The organism is Pseudomonas sp. MWU349 (assembly GCF_017947325.1).
In the GTDB taxonomy this organism is placed as follows: Bacteria; Pseudomonadota; Gammaproteobacteria; order Pseudomonadales; family Pseudomonadaceae; genus Aquipseudomonas; species Aquipseudomonas protegens.
In genome coordinates this window covers 1,236,268-1,255,502 of the sequence record NZ_JAFEVP010000001.1, presented here as the reverse complement: position 1 = coordinate 1,255,502, position 19,235 = coordinate 1,236,268, and the positions used below count along the sequence as shown (strand labels likewise).

General features: G+C 60.2%; 15 protein-coding genes. 12 read left to right on the top strand and 3 right to left on the bottom strand.

What is annotated here, in order from left to right; translation table 11 throughout:
• The first annotated feature begins 37 nt into the window (after positions 1–37).
• The 4 genes from KCG88_RS05500 (at position 38) to KCG88_RS05485 (ending at position 4,557) form a co-directional block, all read left to right on the top strand.
• A complete protein-coding gene (locus KCG88_RS05500; protein ID WP_210711914.1) occupies positions 38–1,402 on the top strand; it encodes a phosphotransferase family protein in 1,365 nt (454 codons plus the stop codon).
• Between the two features lie 56 nt (positions 1,403–1,458).
• Complete coding sequence (locus KCG88_RS05495) at positions 1,459–2,277, top strand: SDR family NAD(P)-dependent oxidoreductase (protein ID WP_047336793.1); 819 nt, start codon at positions 1,459–1,461, stop codon at positions 2,275–2,277.
• A gap of 10 nt (positions 2,278–2,287) precedes the next feature.
• Positions 2,288–3,535, top strand: coding sequence for an MFS transporter (locus KCG88_RS05490; protein WP_210711913.1), 1,248 nt, complete (start codon positions 2,288–2,290; stop codon positions 3,533–3,535).
• Positions 3,536–3,630: 95 nt separating this feature from the next.
• On the top strand, positions 3,631–4,557 hold the full coding sequence (locus KCG88_RS05485) for a zinc-binding dehydrogenase (protein ID WP_047336795.1): 927 nt from the start codon (positions 3,631–3,633) through the stop codon (positions 4,555–4,557).
• Positions 4,558–4,595: 38 nt separating this feature from the next.
• Here KCG88_RS05485 and KCG88_RS05480 read toward each other — a convergent pair whose 3' ends face one another.
• Positions 4,596–5,501, bottom strand: coding sequence for an AraC family transcriptional regulator (locus tag KCG88_RS05480; protein ID WP_047336796.1), 906 nt, complete (start codon positions 5,499–5,501; stop codon positions 4,596–4,598).
• Between the two features lie 154 nt (positions 5,502–5,655).
• Between KCG88_RS05480 and KCG88_RS05475 the strand changes: the two genes are divergently transcribed.
• Together KCG88_RS05475 and KCG88_RS05470 are read left to right on the top strand one after the other, a co-directional pair.
• Entirely contained in the window at positions 5,656–6,567 is a 912-nt protein-coding gene (locus KCG88_RS05475) for a LysR family transcriptional regulator (RefSeq protein ID WP_047336797.1), read from the top strand.
• A 308-nt stretch (positions 6,568–6,875) separates the two neighbouring features.
• A complete protein-coding gene (locus tag KCG88_RS05470; protein ID WP_047336798.1) occupies positions 6,876–7,913 on the top strand; it encodes an amidohydrolase family protein in 1,038 nt (345 codons plus the stop codon).
• A gap of 407 nt (positions 7,914–8,320) precedes the next feature.
• Here KCG88_RS05470 and KCG88_RS05465 read toward each other — a convergent pair whose 3' ends face one another.
• Both KCG88_RS05465 and KCG88_RS05460 read right to left on the bottom strand, forming a co-directional pair.
• A complete protein-coding gene (locus KCG88_RS05465; RefSeq protein ID WP_210711912.1) occupies positions 8,321–9,205 on the bottom strand; it encodes a DMT family transporter in 885 nt (294 codons plus the stop codon).
• Between the two features lie 83 nt (positions 9,206–9,288).
• Entirely contained in the window at positions 9,289–10,134 is an 846-nt protein-coding gene (locus KCG88_RS05460; RefSeq protein WP_047336800.1) for an SDR family oxidoreductase, read from the bottom strand.
• A 419-nt stretch (positions 10,135–10,553) separates the two neighbouring features.
• Between KCG88_RS05460 and KCG88_RS05455 the strand changes: the two genes are divergently transcribed.
• The 6 genes from KCG88_RS05455 to KCG88_RS05430 all read left to right on the top strand — a co-directional run bounded on the left by KCG88_RS05455 (position 10,554) and on the right by KCG88_RS05430 (position 19,228).
• The gene (locus KCG88_RS05455; protein ID WP_047336801.1) at positions 10,554–12,215 is read left to right on the top strand and encodes a DUF1302 family protein; all 1,662 of its coding nucleotides are present in this window, start codon (positions 10,554–10,556) and stop codon (positions 12,213–12,215) included.
• Between the two features lie 30 nt (positions 12,216–12,245).
• Positions 12,246–13,601, top strand: a complete 1,356-nt coding sequence (locus KCG88_RS05450; protein WP_047336802.1) for a DUF1329 domain-containing protein — start codon at positions 12,246–12,248, stop codon at positions 13,599–13,601.
• 95 nt (positions 13,602–13,696) lie between these two features.
• Positions 13,697–14,827 carry a YCF48-related protein gene (locus tag KCG88_RS05445; protein ID WP_210711911.1) on the top strand — a complete coding sequence of 377 codons (1,131 nt, stop codon included), beginning with the start codon at positions 13,697–13,699 and terminating at the stop codon, positions 14,825–14,827.
• 35 nt (positions 14,828–14,862) lie between these two features.
• A complete protein-coding gene (locus KCG88_RS05440; protein ID WP_210711910.1) occupies positions 14,863–17,394 on the top strand; it encodes an MMPL family transporter in 2,532 nt (843 codons plus the stop codon).
• Between the two features lie 47 nt (positions 17,395–17,441).
• On the top strand, positions 17,442–18,413 hold the full coding sequence (locus KCG88_RS05435; RefSeq protein ID WP_210711909.1) for a lactoylglutathione lyase: 972 nt from the start codon (positions 17,442–17,444) through the stop codon (positions 18,411–18,413).
• A complete protein-coding gene (locus KCG88_RS05430; protein ID WP_047336806.1) occupies positions 18,410–19,228 on the top strand; it encodes an enoyl-CoA hydratase/isomerase family protein in 819 nt (272 codons plus the stop codon). The genes KCG88_RS05435 and KCG88_RS05430 overlap by 4 nt, the downstream gene beginning before the upstream one ends.
• Positions 19,229–19,235: the final 7 nt, after the last annotated feature.

Genomic DNA, 19,235 nt, shown 5'->3' with positions numbered 1-19,235 from the left:
TAGCGGCGCTGGACACCAGCGCCTGAGGAAGACCCGAATGCCAACCACCCTGAATGCGACCCGTGATCCGGTCGAAGAAAAGCTGCGTACCTTTGTCGAAGGGCTGCTGGGCGGGAAAATCACCGCGATGCAACGCCTGCTGCGCTGGCGCCCGGCCTGGGATGTTGAACTGCAACGCGAGGACGAAACCCTGCAGCTGCATATCCGCGGCGAGCGCGGCGGGGATGTCAGCCCCTTCCCGGACCTGCGCCGGGAGGCGGATATTCTCACCTTGCTCGGTCAGCAAGGCGTGCCGGTGCCGCGTATCTACGGTTTCTGTGAAGACCCGCAAGCCATCGTGATGGAGCGGGTGCCGGGGACTCGTGACGTCAGCACGGCGAGCTCTGATAGTGAGCGCCATGCCGTCGCACGCCAGTGGGTCGACGCCATGGCGCGCATGCACCAACTGCCGTTGCAACCGTTCATTGACCAGGGCATTCAACTGCCGACCAGTGCCGAAGACATTACCCTCGCAGGGCTGGAAGCTTACTACCCGCTGTATGCACGCAATAAAACCAGACCTCAGCCACTGGCCGAATTCGCCCTCGGCTGGTTGCGCCGCAATGTGCCCCGGCACCGTACCCGACCTGCTTTCGTGCAGTACGACTCGGGCCAGTTCCTGTTCGAGAACGGCCAGGTACATGGCCTCTACGATTTCGAGTTCGCCATGATTGGCGATCCGCTGGCCGACCTGGCGTCGGCGCGCATGCGCGACAACTACGAGCCGCTCGGAGACCGTTTTGCGGACCTGTATCGCTACTATCAGCAAGTGACCGGCGAACCGGCGGACCCCGATGTCGTGCGTTACCACACCGCACTGTTTGCCACCGTCAGTACGATGCAATTTTCGGCATCGGTGGCCACGCCACAACCGGGTGACCCACATGACACTTACACCGAGTTTGATATCGCCTTGCGCCGAGTGGTGGTGCATGCGCTGGCTGAAGCCATGGGTGTGCCTCTGCAAACGCCATCACTGGACATTGTCAGCAGCGGCCCGAATGCGCAGTTGCTGAGCATGCTCGCCGATGCCTTGGCGCAAGTGGAAGTGGGCAGCGATTTTCAGCAAACCAAACTGCGCGCCGTGAGCAAACTGATCGAGTATCTAGGCCGTGGTGATGCCATGGAGCGGTACTTGCGCGAGTTGGAGCAACAGGAGGTGCAGGTCCTGCTGGAGCGCACGTTTAGCGACTACGACGAAATCGATGTTGCGTTGGAAGCGTTCGTCAAAAGCGCTGGTCCCGAGTACGACGAACCTTTGCTGCGCCTGTTCATGGCGCACATCGAGCGTCGCGTTCTGGTCTATGGCGATACTGCCATCGGCGCCTCCGCCAGCCACATCGACCTGCCGCCAGTCGTCTGACCCGGTGAAGCCTTCTGCGCCCGGCGCCTGGCCGGGCCCCTGTTCTCGGAGTGTTTATGTCTGTTCCTGATAATGCCTTCTTGCATCGATATGGCCCTTGGGCCGTGATCGCCGGCGCTTCCCATGGCGTGGGCTCGGCGTTTGCCCGTTCATTGGCCGAGCGCGGGCTCAACTGCGTACTGGTGGCGCGGCGTGGCGATGCCCTGGCGCAGTTGAAAAACGAGCTGGAGGATCGTTATGCCGTTGAGGTGCTGGTGGTGATCCAGGACCTTTCTCATGCCGCTGCCTGCGAGCGGTTGCAGGCAGCGGTGGGTGAGCGGCAAGTCGGCCTGTTTATCTACAACGCCGGTGGTGATCCTTATATCACGCGCTTTCTCGATACCTCAGCCAAGGATTGGGGCGCTTTGATGCGCCTCAATTGCCTGACTGTCATGCAATGCAGCCACGCCTTTGGTGCCGCGATGCTCGAGCGCGGCCAGGGCGGATTGCTGCTGGTGGGGTCCCAGGCCGCATTGGGGGGTATTCGCAAACTGGCGATGTACACCGCAACCAAAGGCTTTGCGCTGAACCTAGGCGAATCGTTATGGGCTGAGTGGAAGGACCGCGGCGTGGATGTGCTCAACCTGCTCATCGGCACTGTCGACACACCGACCATGCGCGAGGCCATGGTCAAGCTGAACATTCCCGACGCACTGAGCATGACCTTGCCCAAGGCCGAGGACCTGGCGCTGCTGGCCCTTGAGGAGCTGGGCAATGGCCCGACGCTGATTCACCCCGAAGACACCCTAACTTCGGGCCATTCACCCGGTTCGGCACGGCGCACCCTTGTTCTGGGCAAGAGCGCGGAAGCGGCTGTGTTTATCGGCAATGACTGAGGTCACTACCATGAAAGGCTTTGATAACGCAGAGTTCAAACACGGTTGGCGGGTGCTGATTCTGGCGCTGGTTGGCGTCGCTACCAGTTCCAGTTCACTGTTGCTGTACAGCTTCAGCTCCATGGTGATACCCCTGGAACAGGCCATGGGCTGGGGCAGGGCGGAGTTGCAGGCGGCAATCACCGCGCTGTCGCTGGGCACCATCGTCGCGTCGCAACTGGCTGGTTGGCTCAACTTGCGCTATGGCTTGCGCCGGGTCACGTTGCTGTCGCTGTTGGCGCTGTCCCTGAGCGTCTTCACTCTGAGCTGCATCAATGGCTCGATCTGGACCCTTTACCTGGGATTTTTCCTGGTGCCGCTGGCCGGGTTGGGGACGTTACAGGTGACCTGGTCGCACCTGGTCAACTTGTGGTTCGAGGAAAACCGCGGCCTGGCGCTGGCGATCATCCTCAGCGGCTCCGGGCTGGCGGCGATCATGCTGCCGCTGATCACCGCCTGGGCGATCAGCCGCTGGAACTGGCAGGCAGGCTTTCTGGCGTTGGGGGTGTTGCCGGTGCTGCTGGCGTTGCCCTTGGCATTGCGCTGGTTATTGCCGAGTGCCGATGCCAGTCATCACACGGCGACACTCCCGGCCGCCAGCGTACGAACCGGCGGACTGCTGCTGCGCGAGGCGCTGCGTTCGTGGCGCTTCTGGGTATGCAATCTGTCGATGACGCTGGTGGTGTCGTGCGTGGTGGGCATGGTCACCAACATCGTGCCCTTGCTGCAGGACCGTGGTCTGAGTGCCCTGCAGGCCAGCCAGGTTTTCGCCAGCTTCGGGGTGTCGCTGATCCTTGGGCGGTTGCTGGTGGGTTACCTGATCGACCGGTTGTGGGCGCCCGGTGTCGCCTCGCTGGCGCTACTGATGCCAGCGTTTGCCTGCGGCATTTTTGCCTACGGCGACTCCAGCATTGTCCTTTATACCCTCGCCACTTTGCTGGTGGGTGTGGGAGCGGGCGCCGAGTTTGATATTGCGGCCTTTTTGATCGCCCGCTACTTCGGCATGCGCGATTACGGCCGTTTGTTTGGCGCGCACCTGGGCTTGATCACGGCCGGCGCCGCGACCTCACCGTTGCTGTTCGCGGGGTTGTTCAAACTCACCGGTGGTTACTCGGCGATGCTGCTGTTCAGTTTTATCTGCTTTGTCGTCGGACCCTTGCTCCTACTGACGCTGGGCGGATATCCGCGATTTCGGACGGAGCCTTTGGCGGTGGGTTAGGCAGATCGCCTTAAGTAAACATAGACAGATAACTAAATAATGTTCAATTATTACCGCAAGTGCAGCCTGACAATAAAATAGACAAGGAGAATGCCATGCGTGCAGCCATTATTTCCGAGCGCAATGCGCCACCGGTCGTCGGCGAGTTTCGTGACCCTCAACCGCAAGACGGCGCGGTGCTGATCGATGTCGATACCGCTGGCCTGGGGGGCTGGGATGTACTTGGTGCCTACCGTCTCGGCGTTGAATACCCGTGTGTCATTCGCGGCGAAGGCGTAGGTCGTGCACCAGATGGCCGTCGGGTGTATTTCGGCGAGCGCTCGGTGTTGCCGTTCGGTGCCTGGGCCGAGCGCACCCTTGTGCCACAAGCCGAAGTGTGGAACGTGCCGGACGACATCGACGATAAAACCGCTATCAGCATGGGTATCGCTGCAACGGGCGCCATCGTGCCGCTGGAGAAAGCAGGGATTCAGAAAGGTGAAAAGGTGCTGATTTTGGGCGCCACCGGCACCCTCGGCCAGATCGCCCTGCAACTGGCGCGCGGCTTGGGCGCCGGTAAGGTGGTGGGTGCGGCGCGATCCGGTGAGGCACTGGGCCGTCTGAAGTCGCGAGGCCTCGCTGATGAGGTGGTGACCCTGGGCGGCAGCGATGATGTCGCGGCGCTGAAAGATGCGGCTGATGGTGGATTTGATGTGGTGCTCGACCTAGTGTGCGGTCAGCCCATGTTGACCTCGCTGAAAGCCACCAACTGGGGCGCGCGGATCATGACCATTGGCACCGGTGCCGGCCGCCAGCTCAACCTGGATATCGCCGATCTGCTGTTCCGCAACCTGTCGTGCATCGGCACTGGCCAGCGTCCACCGGCCGACCGTGAACAGATCTGGCTGCGTCTGCTGAAGATCGCCAAAGAGCAGCAGATTCAGGTGGATTACCTGGATTTCACCCTCGACCAGGCGGCTGAAGCCTGGGCTGCGCAGGTCGACGGGCCACACGCGAAAATCACCGCCACGATTCGTCGCTGAAACCTGTAGCGCATTGGGTGCCCTGGACCGAGCACCTGTCAGCGCTGGCGTTGCTGTCGAAACTCTTCGGGGGTGACCCCGGTTTCTTTACGGAATGCGGCACTGAACGCCGCGGCGTTGTTGAAGCCGGCCTGATAGGCCACCTGCTTGATCAGCAACCGTGAGTCAGCCAGCAGTGCCACGGCTTTTTGCAGGCGACTTTGCGCAGCGTACTGGCGCAGGGTCATTCCGGTGGTGTTTTTGCAGCGCGTGGACAGTGTTCGCAACGGCAGCTCGCAGGCCTGGGCGAGGTGGCGCAACGAGCGGCCTTCGTCGCTGGCGCCGTCGAGCAATTCGCGCAGCAGGTTGAGTTGCCGAGGGCTGAGTTTTTCCGCGCAGTGAGGGGATTCGCTCGTGTCAGCGGGAGCGTCGATAAATTCACGGCGCAGGTCCAGGGCAATGCTGGTGAGCAGGCATTCAGTCTGCAATTCACTGGCAAAGCCGGGATTGGCCACTTCTTCGGCCAAACGTTGCAACGAGGCGTGCAGATAACCGCTTTGCAGGTTGAGCATCGCTTCACTAACGTTGTCCTGCCAGTTCCAGCGGTAGCTGCCCAAGACGCCGAGGGAAGTGGGGTCGAACAGACACACCAAGGCCTTTTGCTCGCCGGCATCGTGGCGCAGGTGGAATTCGGTGCCATGGGGAATGAACAGCAGCTTGCCCAGAGGCCGGAACTGCTGCACGCCGTGGCTGGAAAAACTGCCGCAGTTCGGCTTGATCTGAGCACTGGCAGGGAGCATCAGGCGAAGCAGGCAACTGTCGCCGGTTTCGATCAGCGCAGTGCCCGTATTGGACCATTGCGCATGTTCAACCCGGATCTCGAAGCCTTGTTTGGCCAGTGAAGCTTCCGTCAGAAAGTTACCCGAGGCTTCGCAGTCGTATTCGCTGTAGTGGATCGCGTTCATTGTTCAACCTTCAACCGATATAACTTCAGCCATTTTTATTGTTGGAGCTGAAATTCGAAGGACGATGCGTCAGGGCAGCTACCCGGACCCGAGTGTAACCAGCGCGTGGACCGAGCTGTTTCATATATTCAGGCGGCAGGTATCAGAAAAACAGATGACAAAAGGCAAAGACATTTCCATGCGCCAACTGCGCTATTTCGTGGCTGCCGCCGACGCCGGCCAGTTTTCCCAGGCGGCACTCAAGGCGCATGTTTCGCAGTCGGCAATCACGGCCGCGGTATTGCATCTGGAGCAGTCCATGGGGGTCAGCCTGTTCGACCGCTTGCCCCATGGCGTGACGCTGACCGCGGAAGGCAACAAGTTCGCCCAGCACGCGCGACACATACTCGACACCTTGCAAGATGCTCTTAGTGAGCCGCTGTTTCTCGGCCACGCCATGCAAGGCCACGTGCGTGTCGGCGCCTCTTACACGGTGCTGGGCTATTTTTTGCCGGCATTGCTGGCGCGCTTCAAACGCAGTTACCCGCAGGTCGAGATCGACCTGATCGACATGGACCGCCAGAGCATTGAAGCCGCCCTCAGCAATGGTGACCTCGACCTGGGCCTGGCGATTGTCTCCAACACGCCGGACCTTGGCGGGTTCGCTCACCAGGTGCTGATACGCTCGCGCCGCCAGCTCTGGCTGGCCAGCCAGCACCCTTTGATGTCGGCCACTTCGATCAATCTTGAAGACGTCGCCGAGCATGCCTATATCCTCGCCACGGTCGATGAGGGCGAAACCTCGACCCGACGCTACTGGGAATCCCGCGGGCTGGCGCCGAAAGTCGCTTTTCGCACCTCCTCCATGGAGGCGTTGCGCGGGTTGGTGGGGCATGGCTTCGGCGTGACCATTCTCTCGGACATGCTCTATCGCGCCTGGTCACTGGAAGGCAAGAAGATCGAGGTCCGCCCTCTGGTCGACGTGATTCCGCCAATGGAACTGGGCCTGATGTGGCTGCCGGATAACCGCTTGTCAGCACCCAGCCAGGCCTTTCGCCAGTTTCTGATCATGGCCTGTGCCTCCTGATCCGATCACCGGCGCGAGGTGTTCTCCGGCAGCAGGTGCCGTTGTTTCATTGTCGCACTCGCCAGCCCGCTCTACAGCGTTCGACATCCTCGCTATTCCTCTTGCAACCCAGAACTTTTTGGCAACCGGCGAGCTTGCGATGGCGATCTATCAGGCACTTCAGCCTTGAAAGCCAATATTCGTCAATAATAATATGAACATATAGTTGATATGTGTTTATATTTGAGGCGGTACATTTTTCCTAATTTATCGAGCGTCTTCTCAATGGGGCGTTTGATTTGCTGGCTGATTAAAACAAGGAGAACGCCATGCTGATTGATGTCCACGCTCATTTGTTGACTGAGGGCATGCTAAATCGCCACGAGTTTTGGGGGCCGTTCATGAAAGTGCAGGGGCTGACCGTGGGGCATTTTTCCCTCGGTACCAAACAACCGGCGAAAGCTGCGACGGATGCTGAAGCGCAGGCCAATATCCTCGCGCGCATGACCCACGCCAGCCGTCGCAGGTTGATGGCCGAACGGGGTGTCGACAAATTGGTGATGTCCACTCCGTCCCATTGTTTTATGTATTGGGCAGGTGATTTCGCCAACGAATACGCGCGCATTTGCAACGACGAGTTGTCGGCGTTTTGCCGGGCTGATCCCGACCACTTCGATTTCTGGTGCCACGCCAACCTTGCGGACCCGCAAAACGCTGCGAAGGAAATTGAACGCGCGGTGTCTCAGTTGGGCGCCAAAGGTGTGTGCGTCGGCGGGGCCAACTTCAATGGTCTGGAGGCTCACGACGAACGCTTGTTTCCCGTCTGGGAAAAACTCACCCAGCTGGATGTGCCGATCATGGTGCATGGCTTCAACCAGTCAATTTACTGGGGCGAAAAACACACAGACGACAAGTTCGAAACCACCTCCATCGTCGGTGACTGCGTCGATGAAACGCTATTCTTCTGGTACCTGATCTGCGGTGGCGCACTGGATGTTTTCCCGACGTTGAAAACCTATATCACCCACGCCGGTGGCATGGCGGTATTCCAGTTGGGACGCCTGAGCGAACTGAACCGGGCCATGGCGCCGGACTCGCGCAACCAGCGACCGCTAATGGACTACCTGCAGAACTTTTATTTCGACCTTGACGTTCATGCGCCTGGCTTGCGTCGCGGTGTTGCCGAGGTGGTCGGCGCGGAACGGCTGTTGTATGGCACCAATTTTGGTGGTGCCTACGACCATGGCGATCTGACCGAAGGGATCGGCTTGTCCGCTGAAGACCGTGAGCGGATTCGCAGCGGCAACGCGATCGAACTGCTCAAGCTGAAGATACCTGCCAACGCTGGTCGGGTGCCGACGCCTTGACGGACAGTCCGCTGGGGCGTCCCTACCCGCAGCGCAGCCGCAGGTTGCCACGGCCCCCGAGCGAGACACAGCAGCCTGGCTAACTCAGCTATTGCAGCCGCGTTATTTGGGCGTCGAGGTGCTGGTTCTGCGAGCTGGAAGCGCGATTTTATGATTTGGCGCGGCGCTGCCGCGCCTCTATTTCACCGATTGGGATGGAGAGGGCGGTGGTCGGGGCGTGGTGGTGATGGAAGATCGCGGCCTAGCCGCCGGCCGGCTCGGTCATACGCCGAAGATTTCGACTCCCTGCGCTTGCTCACTCACAGGCGTAAACCACGCCGTACGCCGATCCTGGGGCAGGGCACCCGGTCGTTGACGTCCGCCTATCAGCACCTGATGGTGGATTGAATCGGATCCTCACGTGTCGTTCAGGTTGCGACCCGAGCCATTACCCGCACGGACTTCCACTGCGCCAATCCAATTCCCAGCAAGATCAGTCCGCCGCCAACCACGTGGTACAGGTGCAAGGTCTCCCCGAGTAACACAATTGCCAGAACCGCGGTGAACAACGGCACCAGATTCATCAGCACTGCGGTTTTCTCCGGGCCCAGCGTTTGCAGGCCGCGCATCCATAAACCGGGGGCCAACGCCGAGGCGAAGAGACCCGCGAACAGCACCAGCGGGATATTCCTGGCGGTCAGGGCGATCGATGGCGCCAGCACAAAGGGTGGTACCAGCAACAGGGTGCCGCAGATAATCTGGACATAAAGGCTTTCCCAGGTAGGCAGCGGAATCTGCCACCGCTTCACCAGCACGCAATACAGCGCATACGACAGAGAGGCCAGCAACATCATCAGCTCACCGCGACCCACGCCATGTTGCCACAGTGAAGGCAGGTCGCCAGCGGCCAGCAACCAGATCAGCCCGGCAAACGAAAGCAGTGCACCGAACAGCAAGGGCACGGTCGGGCGTGTATTGAGCAGCGGAAAGGCCAGAATTACGGTCAGTAGGGGCATGGTAGCCAGAATCAGGCCCATGGAAGTGGCGCTGACGGTGTGCGCCGCGAAGTAGGCCAGCGACTGGTACAACGACATGCCAAGTAGACCGAGTAATCCGAGCTTGGGCAGGTCAGGCCGAATTTGCCGACGCAATCGCCAAACCCTGGGCAACAGCACCGGGGACAACACCAGCAATGCGGTCAACCACCGATAAAACGAAATCGCTGCGGGGTCGATCACCCCCACGGACAGGCGATTGACCACCGTACTGGCTGCCCAGATCAGTGTCGCGAGGACGGGTAAGAGCACATTCATCAGAATCCGCCAGCCTAGAGGATATGCAGTACGCACCGGAACTGACTCCGCTTTCGCGACTGTCAGTGAGGGGCTCGCTCGCGTTACTCGCCGGCTGTATTTCGTGCCGCGATGGCTGTGGCAAAATCCCGCTTGAGGGTCGGGAAATAAGCAATCTGTCCGCCCATCCCGCCAGCAATGTCGATCGACGCCGCGCTGATGAAACTGGCGTATTCGCTGGCCAGGAACAACGCCATGCCCGCCACGTCTTCCGGCTTGCCATAACGCCCGAGCGGAACGACTTTCATCACCATGGCATCGAACTCCTCACGTGTGACGCCTGGGCCCATTTCCTTGTAGTGCCGGTCCCACTGCCCGGTATCGATCCAGCCCATGTTGAGGCTGTTGACCAGGATGTTGTCCTTGGGCAACGACATGCCCAACGAGCGGGAAAGGGCGATGCACGATGCGCGGTTGATCACCGAAGGAATGCCGTCGGGCGTTGGAATCGCTCCCGCCAGGGCGTTGATTTCGATGATCCGTCCCCAGCGTTGTTCACGCATGAACGGCACCACGGCCTGGACGAAACGAAAATGCCCCATCTGCAGGATATTGGCGTGTTCGAGGATGACCTCGGGTGTCAGGGTGTCGAGATTGCCGCCACGGCCCTGACCGGCATTATTCACCAGCACATCGACACCGCCCCAGGCGTGTGCAACTTCGGCGACGAACGCCTTGACGCCGTCACTGTCGGTGACGTCGACCGCCCGGGCAATGACGGCCTGGGCGTGCTGCGAGAGCTGTTCACCGGCTTCGCGGACCGCTGACTCGCTACGGGCGCAAATCGCCACCCGTGCTCCTTCCGCCGCGAAAGCCCGGGCAATGGCCAGGCCGATGCCTCGGGACGCGCCCGTGATGATCACGCGCTTGCCACCCAAATCAATGTTCATGCTGGCTCCTGTCGTTTTTTCTTTCGGTTCAACTGCCGTTTTTTCTGCCGGACACCCCGTATTCGCTGGGAGTGTCGGGGTTATTGAAAGCCCAAAGGTGCAAACCGTCAAAGATTATTTAAACGTTTATGTATTTTGTGTGCAGTATTGAGCCTGGCATCGCCCCGCGCGAAACTGCCTTCCAGGGAAATGAATTGATAATTCTGTATGGAGAATTAAAATCTTAATGTGGAATTTTCGATTCTGATCCGTTACGGTGGCTTTCAGCTGAGGAGGAAAAAGTGGTCCTGGAGCGTGCCAGGCCTCTTGAGCGGACTGTCCAGGCGAGACTTGCAACGATCCTGTAGGGTTTGCAGATCGTTGCAATGACGGCTTGAACGCACATAACGACTGAACAATAAAAATAAAAGGTAGTGTGTATGAAACAGAAGACCAAGCAGGGTCGGCGGGTGCTGACTCAAGGTGCTCTGACGCTTTTGATGGTTGGCAGTGCACAGGGTTTGATGGCGGCCTCGTTCGACATGTCGAACCCAGACTACCGCGTGCGTTGGGACAATACGGTCCGTTACAACCTGGGTATACGGACCGACAGCCAAGACCACCGCATCATGAACACGCCGAACTACGACGAGTCGGACGGCAAGTTCGATAAAGGCGACATTGTTACAAATCGTCTTGATCTGTTCAGTGAATTCGATTTTTCCTACCTGAATGACTGGGGGGCACGGCTCAGTGCTGCTGCCTGGTTTGACCAGGCGTATCACGACGACACGGTGAGCAGTAACATCCCGGGTTACGCCACCAGCTATCACAACAACAAGTACAGCAACGAAGTCGATCGGTACATGAACGGGCCCTCGGGCGAGATTCTCGATGCGTTCGTCTGGCGCAACTTCAACATCGGTGACACGCCGGTCAATGTGAAAGTCGGTCGCCACACCAACTACTGGGGTGAAGGCCTGCTCTTCGGCGCGCACGCCGTGTCTTACTCCCAGGCGCCAAGCGATGGCGTAAAAGCCTCGACCAGCCCGGGTATCGAAACCAAGGAAGTGTTCCTGCCGGTCGGGCAAGTGTCGGCCAAGGCGCAAGTGACCGACCAACTCTCGCTTGCTGCGCAGTACTTCTATGAGTGGGAGCCAACCCGCATCCCGTTTGGTGGCACCTATTTCGGCGGCGCCGACCCATTGTTCGAAGGTCCCGACCAGTTGCCGCTGGCCGCCAACGGCGCCACCCTGCAGCGCCAGGATTCGCGTTTCGGCCGTGACGGAAAGAACTGGGGCGTGATGGGCAAGCTCAACGTTGAAGAGATCGAGTCGACCTTCGGCGCCTACTACCGCCAGTTCGATGACTACCAACCTTGGCTGGCACCGCAGGTAAAAGCGGCGTTGGGTTCCTACCGGGTGGTCTACCCTCGGGGCGTGAAGCTCGCGGGCGTCAGTTTCGCCCGGGTTTTCAATACCGTGGCGGTGGGTACCGAGTTGTCGTATCGCATGGGCGGCGCGTTGAACGCTACCGGTGTCAGCGCCGTGGACGATGAAGGTCCTCGTGGTGACACGATCCACTTCATCGCCAATGCCGTGTACGGCGTACCGCGTAACTTCATTTCGGATAACGCCACGCTGGTCGGTGAATTCGCCTACAGCCATTTGCAACGTGTGACGGAACATGAAGAACTGTACAAAGGCGTCGGCAACGCGGCCTGCACCAATGGCAGAACACCGGGCATTCCTAATTCCGGCAGCGAGTCCGATGGCTGCTCGTCGAAGAACTATTACGCCGTTGCCGTCAACTACACACCACAGTACATTTCGATCTTTCCGTCCTGGGACCTGGATGTTCCGCTGACCGTTAACTACGGCCTGCATGGCAACGCACCCACCGCGGGTGGCGGGAACGAAGGCGCGCTGTCCTACTCGATCGGGCTGAAAGCTACCTACGCTCAACTCTATGAGTTCGGGCTGCGATACGCCGACACCAAGGCACAACCCAAGAATCTGGCGAATGGCACCGTGGCCGGTAACGGTCCAGTGGGTGGTACCGACCGCGGATGGCTGGCCTTTACCTTCAAGACCTCCTTCTGACAAATACAACAAGAATCGGAGAATGTGTTCATGAAACGACAACTTGCCCTATCCATTGCCTTGATGAGCATGGCCACCTACACCTTGGCAGCCGGTGACGCTTCAGAACTGGGTAAAACGCTTACTCCGTTCGGCGCGATCAAGGCGGGTAACGCTGAGGGCACTATTCCGCCTTATGACGGCGGCCTGACCAAGGCGCCGGCCGGCTTCGTACCGGACAGCGGGTTCTGGGTCGATCCGTTCAAGGATGAAAAGCCACTGTTTCGCATCGATGCCAAAAACGTCGACCAGTACGCGGACAAACTGAGTGAAGGGCAGAAGACCCTGATCAAGAAGTACCCGACCTATTACATCGACATTTATCCGAGCCACCGCACGACCGCCTACCCGCAGGCCGTACTTGACGCGACCGTGCGCAATGCCACCAGCTGCCAGATCCAGAAAGACGGACTCGCGGTCGATCCGGCCTGCCGTGGCGGCCTGCCGTTCCCGATCCCGAAGAATGGCAACGAAGTGATGTGGAACCAGCAGGTGCGCTACAAGATTGGCACCGGCTACTCGACCACGTCGTCTTCCAACAGTTGGGTTGTCGATGCCAACGGCTCGATCACCAAGACCGCCGAACAGGCGACTTTCGAGGAAACCCCGTACTACCAGGTAACGCAGCAGGATCGTGACCCGCTGATGTACGCCCGGGTGTTCTCGCGCAACGATTATCCGGCGCGTCGTTCCGGTGAAGTGGTGGTGCTCACTGACTTCCTCGATCCCCTGGCCAAGGCCCGTCGTTCGTTCAGCTATTCCCCAGGCCAGCGTCGGGTAAAACTGGCACCGGAGTTCGCCTTCGATACCCCGGTGGCTAGCCAGGGCGGTGTGACGCTGTTCGACGAACTGCAAATGTTCTCCGGCAGCCAGGACCGTTTCGACTACAAGCTGGTCGGCCGTAAAGAGATGTACATCCCTTACAACGCCTACAAGTTCTACTTCGGTACGAAGCAGGAAGACCAGTTCATGCCGCACCACGCCAACCCGGCGAACGAGCGTTGGGAGCTGCATCGGGTGTGGGTCGTGGAAGCCACGCTCAAGCCGGGCATGCGTCACGTCTACAGCAAGCGCACTTACTACCTGGATGAAGACACCTTTGGCGTGGGCCTGTATGACGCCTGGGACAAGAGCGGCGCGCTGTATCGCTCGATCTTCCTCAGCGGCGTACAGCTCTACGACAAGAACATTCCGTACAACGTGAAAAACGTCGTGTATGACTTCAACAAAGGCATGTACGCGTTGCTCAACGATGCGCTGAAGGGTGGTTACAAGTTCGTCGACAAACCGCTGACCGAACGGGACATGAACCCGGAAGCCATCGTGGCTCGAGTCACCCAGCGCTGAGGTGTGCCGCCTGTCCTGCCCGCCGGTTTGCGCATCAAGCCAGACGGGCGGAACAGGTGGGTTTTGTTCTGCGGGACGGTTAAGGAATAAAAATAATGACTAGCCCTTGCCCAGCTTCTTTTCTTTTCTCCACGTTGCGGCTGCTGTTGGCTGTCGCGGTAACCGTTGGCATGAGTTCGATGCTGACGGCGCCTGCCTGGTCCGCCGCCGCGGCCTCCACCGATTCGCTGGACGTTCCGGCGCAACGGGTGGACGAACGCTTGCCGGCACCGTTGCTGTCAGTCGCCAGGACCGGTGGTGCGCTGGTCAGTGTCGGACTGCATGGACTGATCCAGCGCTCCACCGACGCGGGACGCACCTGGCAACAGGTTGATTGCCCAGTGTCCAGCGATCTGGTGCAAGTGCGTTTTCGCGATGAACTCAATGGCTGGGCCGTCGGCCACGATGCCGTGGTCTTGCACACCAGCGATGGCGGTAACAGCTGGCAGCTGCAACTCGATGGGCGTCGCCTGCTGACGTTGCTCAATACTTATTACGCTCCGCGTGCCGACAAGGGGGACGAGTCCGCCGCCCTGATGCTCAAGGAAGTCGCGATGGCGGCCAGCAGTTCGGCGACACCGGGCGTATTGGCCGCGCCCTTGCTGGATGTGATGTTCGATGAACTCGGCAACGGTTTTGCCGTGGGCGCCTTTGGCCTGTTGTTGCACAGTACCGACAACGGCCAGAACTGGGAGCCATGGGTCGAGCGCAGTGACAACGAGCGACGCATGCACCTATATGGCCTGGCCGAGCACGCAGGCACTTTCTATATCAGCGGTGAGCAGGGCCTGTTGTTGCGCCTAGACAGCGAGCAACAACGCTTCGTGAAAATCGATACGCCCTACACCGGCACCTACTTCGGCGTCCGCGCCTTCGATGATCTGCTGCTGGCCTACGGCTTGCGCGGCAATCTGTTTGCCAGCCGTGATGGCGGCCAGCAATGGCAACCGGTGGACACCCACCTCAACAGCAGCCTGGTCGGCATCGTCGAGCAGGGCAATACCCTGATCGTCGTCAGCCAAGGCGGGCAACTGGTCAGCGTTGACCGGCAAAGCCTGCAAGTCAAAGCGCTGGCGGATGCCCGCGTGGGCGAGGTGTATTCAGCCACCGCCACGCAACAGGCAGGCAGCCTGGTTGTGACGCGATTCAGCGGCGCCAAGGTCATCGATATCGCCCAGGCCAACTGACGCCGACGGCACGATTCCCCTACGAGAAAGAAAAAATGGTCGAGCAAAAATTCAACAGCGGGATGCCAGTGATTGCCAACCTGGAGGACTTTGACAAGAACTCCGGTGGCTGGTTTGAACGGGTAATTTTCCGTCATCGCATGGTGGTCGTCGTTGCCTGCTTGCTCGCCACCGTGGTGCTGGGCTTCTTTGCTACGCAGTTACAGGTCAACGCCAGCTTCGAAAAAATGATTCCCAGCTCCAGCCCGTACATCAAGAACTACCTGGCCTATAAGAACCAGTTGCCGGGACTGGGCAACAGCATTCGCGTGGTGGTGGAGAACAAGACCGGTGACATCTACGACGCCGACTACCTGCTGGCGTTGCAGAAGGTCAATGACACCCTCTATCTGATACCCGGTATCGACCGTTCTTGGATGAAGTCGCTGTGGATGCCCATCGTTCGCTGGAAGGAGGTGACGGAGGAGGGCATCGACGGCGGTGCGGTGATGCCAGCGAATTACGACGGCAGCGAAAAATCGATCACGGCGTTGCGCCGTAATATCATGCGCGCCGGCATCATCGGCAACCTGGTGGCCAACGACGGCCAGTCGAGCATGATTGTCGCGCCGCTGCTCGACACCAACCCGCAGACCGGCAAGCCCCTGGACTACGGCGACTTTTCCAAGCAGCTGGAAGCGCAGATCCGTTCGCTCGAAAGTGACAAGGTCGGCATTCACATTGTCGGTTTCAGCAAACTGGTCGGCGACCTGATCGACGGCCTGTATTCGGTGATGCTGTTCTTCGGTGCCTCGGTGCTGATCGCCGGGCTGTTCGTCTATTTCTATACCCGCTGCCTGCGCAGTACCTTGTTGCTGGTGAGCGTGGCGGTGGCGGGGGTGGTGTGGCTGCTGGGGTTGATGCAGATCCTCGGCTACGAACTCGATCCGTACTCCATCCTGGTGCCGTTCCTGATTTTTGCCATCGGGATTTCCCACGGCACGCAGAAGATGAACGGCATCCTCCAGGACATCGGCCGTGGCACCCATAAATACATCGCTGCGCGCTATACCTTCCGCCGCTTGTTCCTCACCGGCCTGACCGCGCTGCTGACCAACATCGTCGGTTTCGCCGTGCTGGTGATCATTGATATCCCGGTGATCCGCGACCTGGCCCTGACCACCAGCATTGGTGTCGCCGTGTTGATTTTCACCAAGCTGCTGCTGATTCCGGTGGCCTTGTCGTACCTCGGTGTCAGCGAAAAAGCTGCGCGTATCGCCATCGCCAAGGATCAGGCCGGGGCGGAAAATCGCGGTGTTCTCGGGCGTCTCTGGAGCGGCCTGGACCGCTTCACCGAACGGCCGATGGCCACGGCGGTGATTGGCGTATCGCTGTTGGTGACACTGCTCGGCAGCCTGGTGATGATGCACCTTAAAGTCGGTGATCTGGACCCCGGCGCGCCAGAGCTGCGGGCGGATTCGCGCTATAACCGCGACAACGCCTTCATCACCAGTCACTACGGCCTGTCCAGTGACCAGTTCGTGGTCATCATGAAGACCAACGAAGACAGCTGCCGCTTGTACCAGTCACTGCAAAGCATGGACAAACTGGCCTGGCGCCTGCGCCAGACGCCGGGTGTACAGACCACCCAGTCGCTGGCCGAAACCGTGCGGATGGTCAGCTCCGGCATGGCCGAGGGTAGCCCGAAATGGCTGAGCATCAGCCGCGACCAGGCGATCACCAACTCGGCCGTGGATGCGGCGATGATTTCCGCTCCTGGGATCACCAACCAGCAATGCTCGGTGACGCCGATGATCGCCTATCTGGCCGATCACAAGGCCGACACCTTGGGCCGGGTCTTGAAAGTCTCGGAAGACTTCGCCAAGGAAAACAGTACCGCTGCCGGCGCTGAGCAACCCGTGGAATTCCTGCTCGCGGCGGGCAACGCCGGCATCGAGGCCGCCACCAACATTGAGGTGGAGAAGGGCATCATCACCATGTACCTGGCGGTGTATGGCGCCACGGCTTTGCTCTGCCTGCTGACCTTCCGCAGCTGGCGCGCCACCCTGGTGGCGCTGATCCCGCTGCTGATGACCACAATCATCTGCAAGGCACTGATGGTCTGGCTCGGGATCGGTCTCAAGGTCGCAACGCTGCCGGTCATCGCCGTCGGTGTCGGGGTCGGCGTGGACTACGCGTTGTACCTGCTCAGTGTGCAATTGGCGGTGCAGGAGCGCGGTGGCAGCCTCGCGGTTGCGTATCGCCGCTCGCTGGACTTCACCGGCCGGGTGGTCGCCCTTGTTGGCCTGACCATGGCTGCTGGGGTGATTACCTGGGCCTGGTCGCCGATCAAGTTCCAGGCGGACATGGGCATCCTGCTGACCTTCATGTTCCTGTGGAACATGCTCGGTGCGCTGGTGCTGATCCCGGCCCTGTCGCATTACCTGCTCAACCCCAAGGGCAACTCCAAGGGCGGCGTGACCCTCGACCTCGAGGATGCCCGCGCGCAGCAGGAGCCGCGCAAACCGGCGGTCAGCGCACCGACACACTCATTGAATGAGCTCGCCTTACCCCGGCGTGCCCGCTGACTAATGGCCGGGCACAAGCCCCGGCCGGCAATTGCAAGGAGATAAAGATGTTCGAATTATTGATGAGTGCCGACATGATGGTTCCGGACCCGGACGGCATGACGGAAATGCTGGTGGACAAACTGGGGATCTACAAGCACGAACGCTGGCGCCAGGCGTTCGATAATCACCCGTACATTGCGCATTTTCTGCGGGTACACAAATCCCTGGCGGTGTCGCCGACGCGTATCGAACCGCAGTGGCACCTGGATCGGCCGAACCCTGGCGACCCGTTGTTCCATGACTTCCTGGAAAGCCTGAAAGATTTCCAGGGCCATCATCGGCCGATGCTGACCCACTCCATCGTGCTGGCGCTGCACGGCGACAAGTTCGATGCGCTGGTGGACAAACTGATGCGCCGTCGCTTGCCGTTTCGCATGGCGCAGCGCACCCCGGAAATGCCGTTCGACCGTCTGTGGCTCGGGGCGACGCCGGAGCAACCGTATTACCAGCCGACCGTGGATGGCGGTTTGTGCATTGAAATCATGCCGACCGAGCCGTTGCAGATGCCACCGGAAACCTACCAGTTGCCGCCGGTGCAACCGCGAGATCTCAAGCCCGGCGACATGGTGCGCGTCACCGCCCGTGGCTTCCTGGTCCGCGATCTCGACGAGACCCTGCGTAAGGTCTCGACCAACCTCGACTGGGAACCAAGCGGTCCGGTGGAGGCCATCCGTAGCGAAGGCTACCGCCGGGCGCGCATGGGCTTTACCGTGCCCAACAGCGCCACCCTCGACGTACTCGAGGCCACCTACTGGAACACCGAGGCCGGTCACTACATCAATAACTGGGGCCCGGGCCCGTACTACATCCGCATCGGCGTCAACGACCTGGCCGCGAAGGCGGAAGACCTGCGTGCCCGTGGCATCCGATTCCAGTGGATCGAATCCTCGGAAGCCGTGGGCGGCCATGCCCTGATCAAGATCGACCCTCAGGAACTCAATGGCCAGGTCTTCGAGTTCGAGGAGTGCCCTGCATGAGCACCGCGCCAAACCTGCAACCATCGGAGCTGATCAATGAGGCGGTGCGCCTGGAGCGCGATGCCGCGGTGGGCTGGGTGGTATTGACCCGGCCCCGACAGATCAATGCCATCAACGACGACATTCGTCAGGGCGTACCCCAGGCGCTGGCGCTGTTGCAGCAAGACCCTGAGATCCGTGTGATCGTGATTCGCGGGGAAGGCGAACGGGGGTTCTGTGCCGGTGCCGATATCAAGGAACGTCGCGGACCGGAGTCGAGCCTGCAAGTGCGTCAGCGCATGGAAAAAGTGCGCTGGATCGAAGCGCTGGATAGCGTCTCCAAACCGGTGATCGCCGCCATTCATGGCTACTGCATGGGCGGTGGACTGGAGCTGGTGCTGGCCTGCGATATTCGTTTCGCCGCGCCCGACGCCGTATTCGCCCTGCCGGAAACCGGCCTGGGGCTGATTCCCGGTGGCGGCGGTACGCAACGACTTTGCCGGGTGGTGGCACCGGGGCAGGCGCTGGACATGTTGCTTACCGGCGACCGCGTCGGCGCCGAGCACGCGCAGCGCATTGGCCTGGTCAGCCGCTTGGCCAGTGACAACGCCAGCCTGCTCGACGAAGTCCGGGCTTTTGCCCAGCGCATCGCCAGCAAGCCGCCCACCGCGTCGGCCTACGTCAAACAAGCTGCCCGGGCGGCACTGGAGATGGACCTCAAACGCGGTCTGGACCTGGAGCTCGACCTGTTTGCCTTGCTGGCGCCGACCAAGGACGCCCGCGAAGCGGCCCAGGCCTTCAGCGAGCGCCGCGAACCGCGGTTTACCGGCGAGTGAAGCGCCA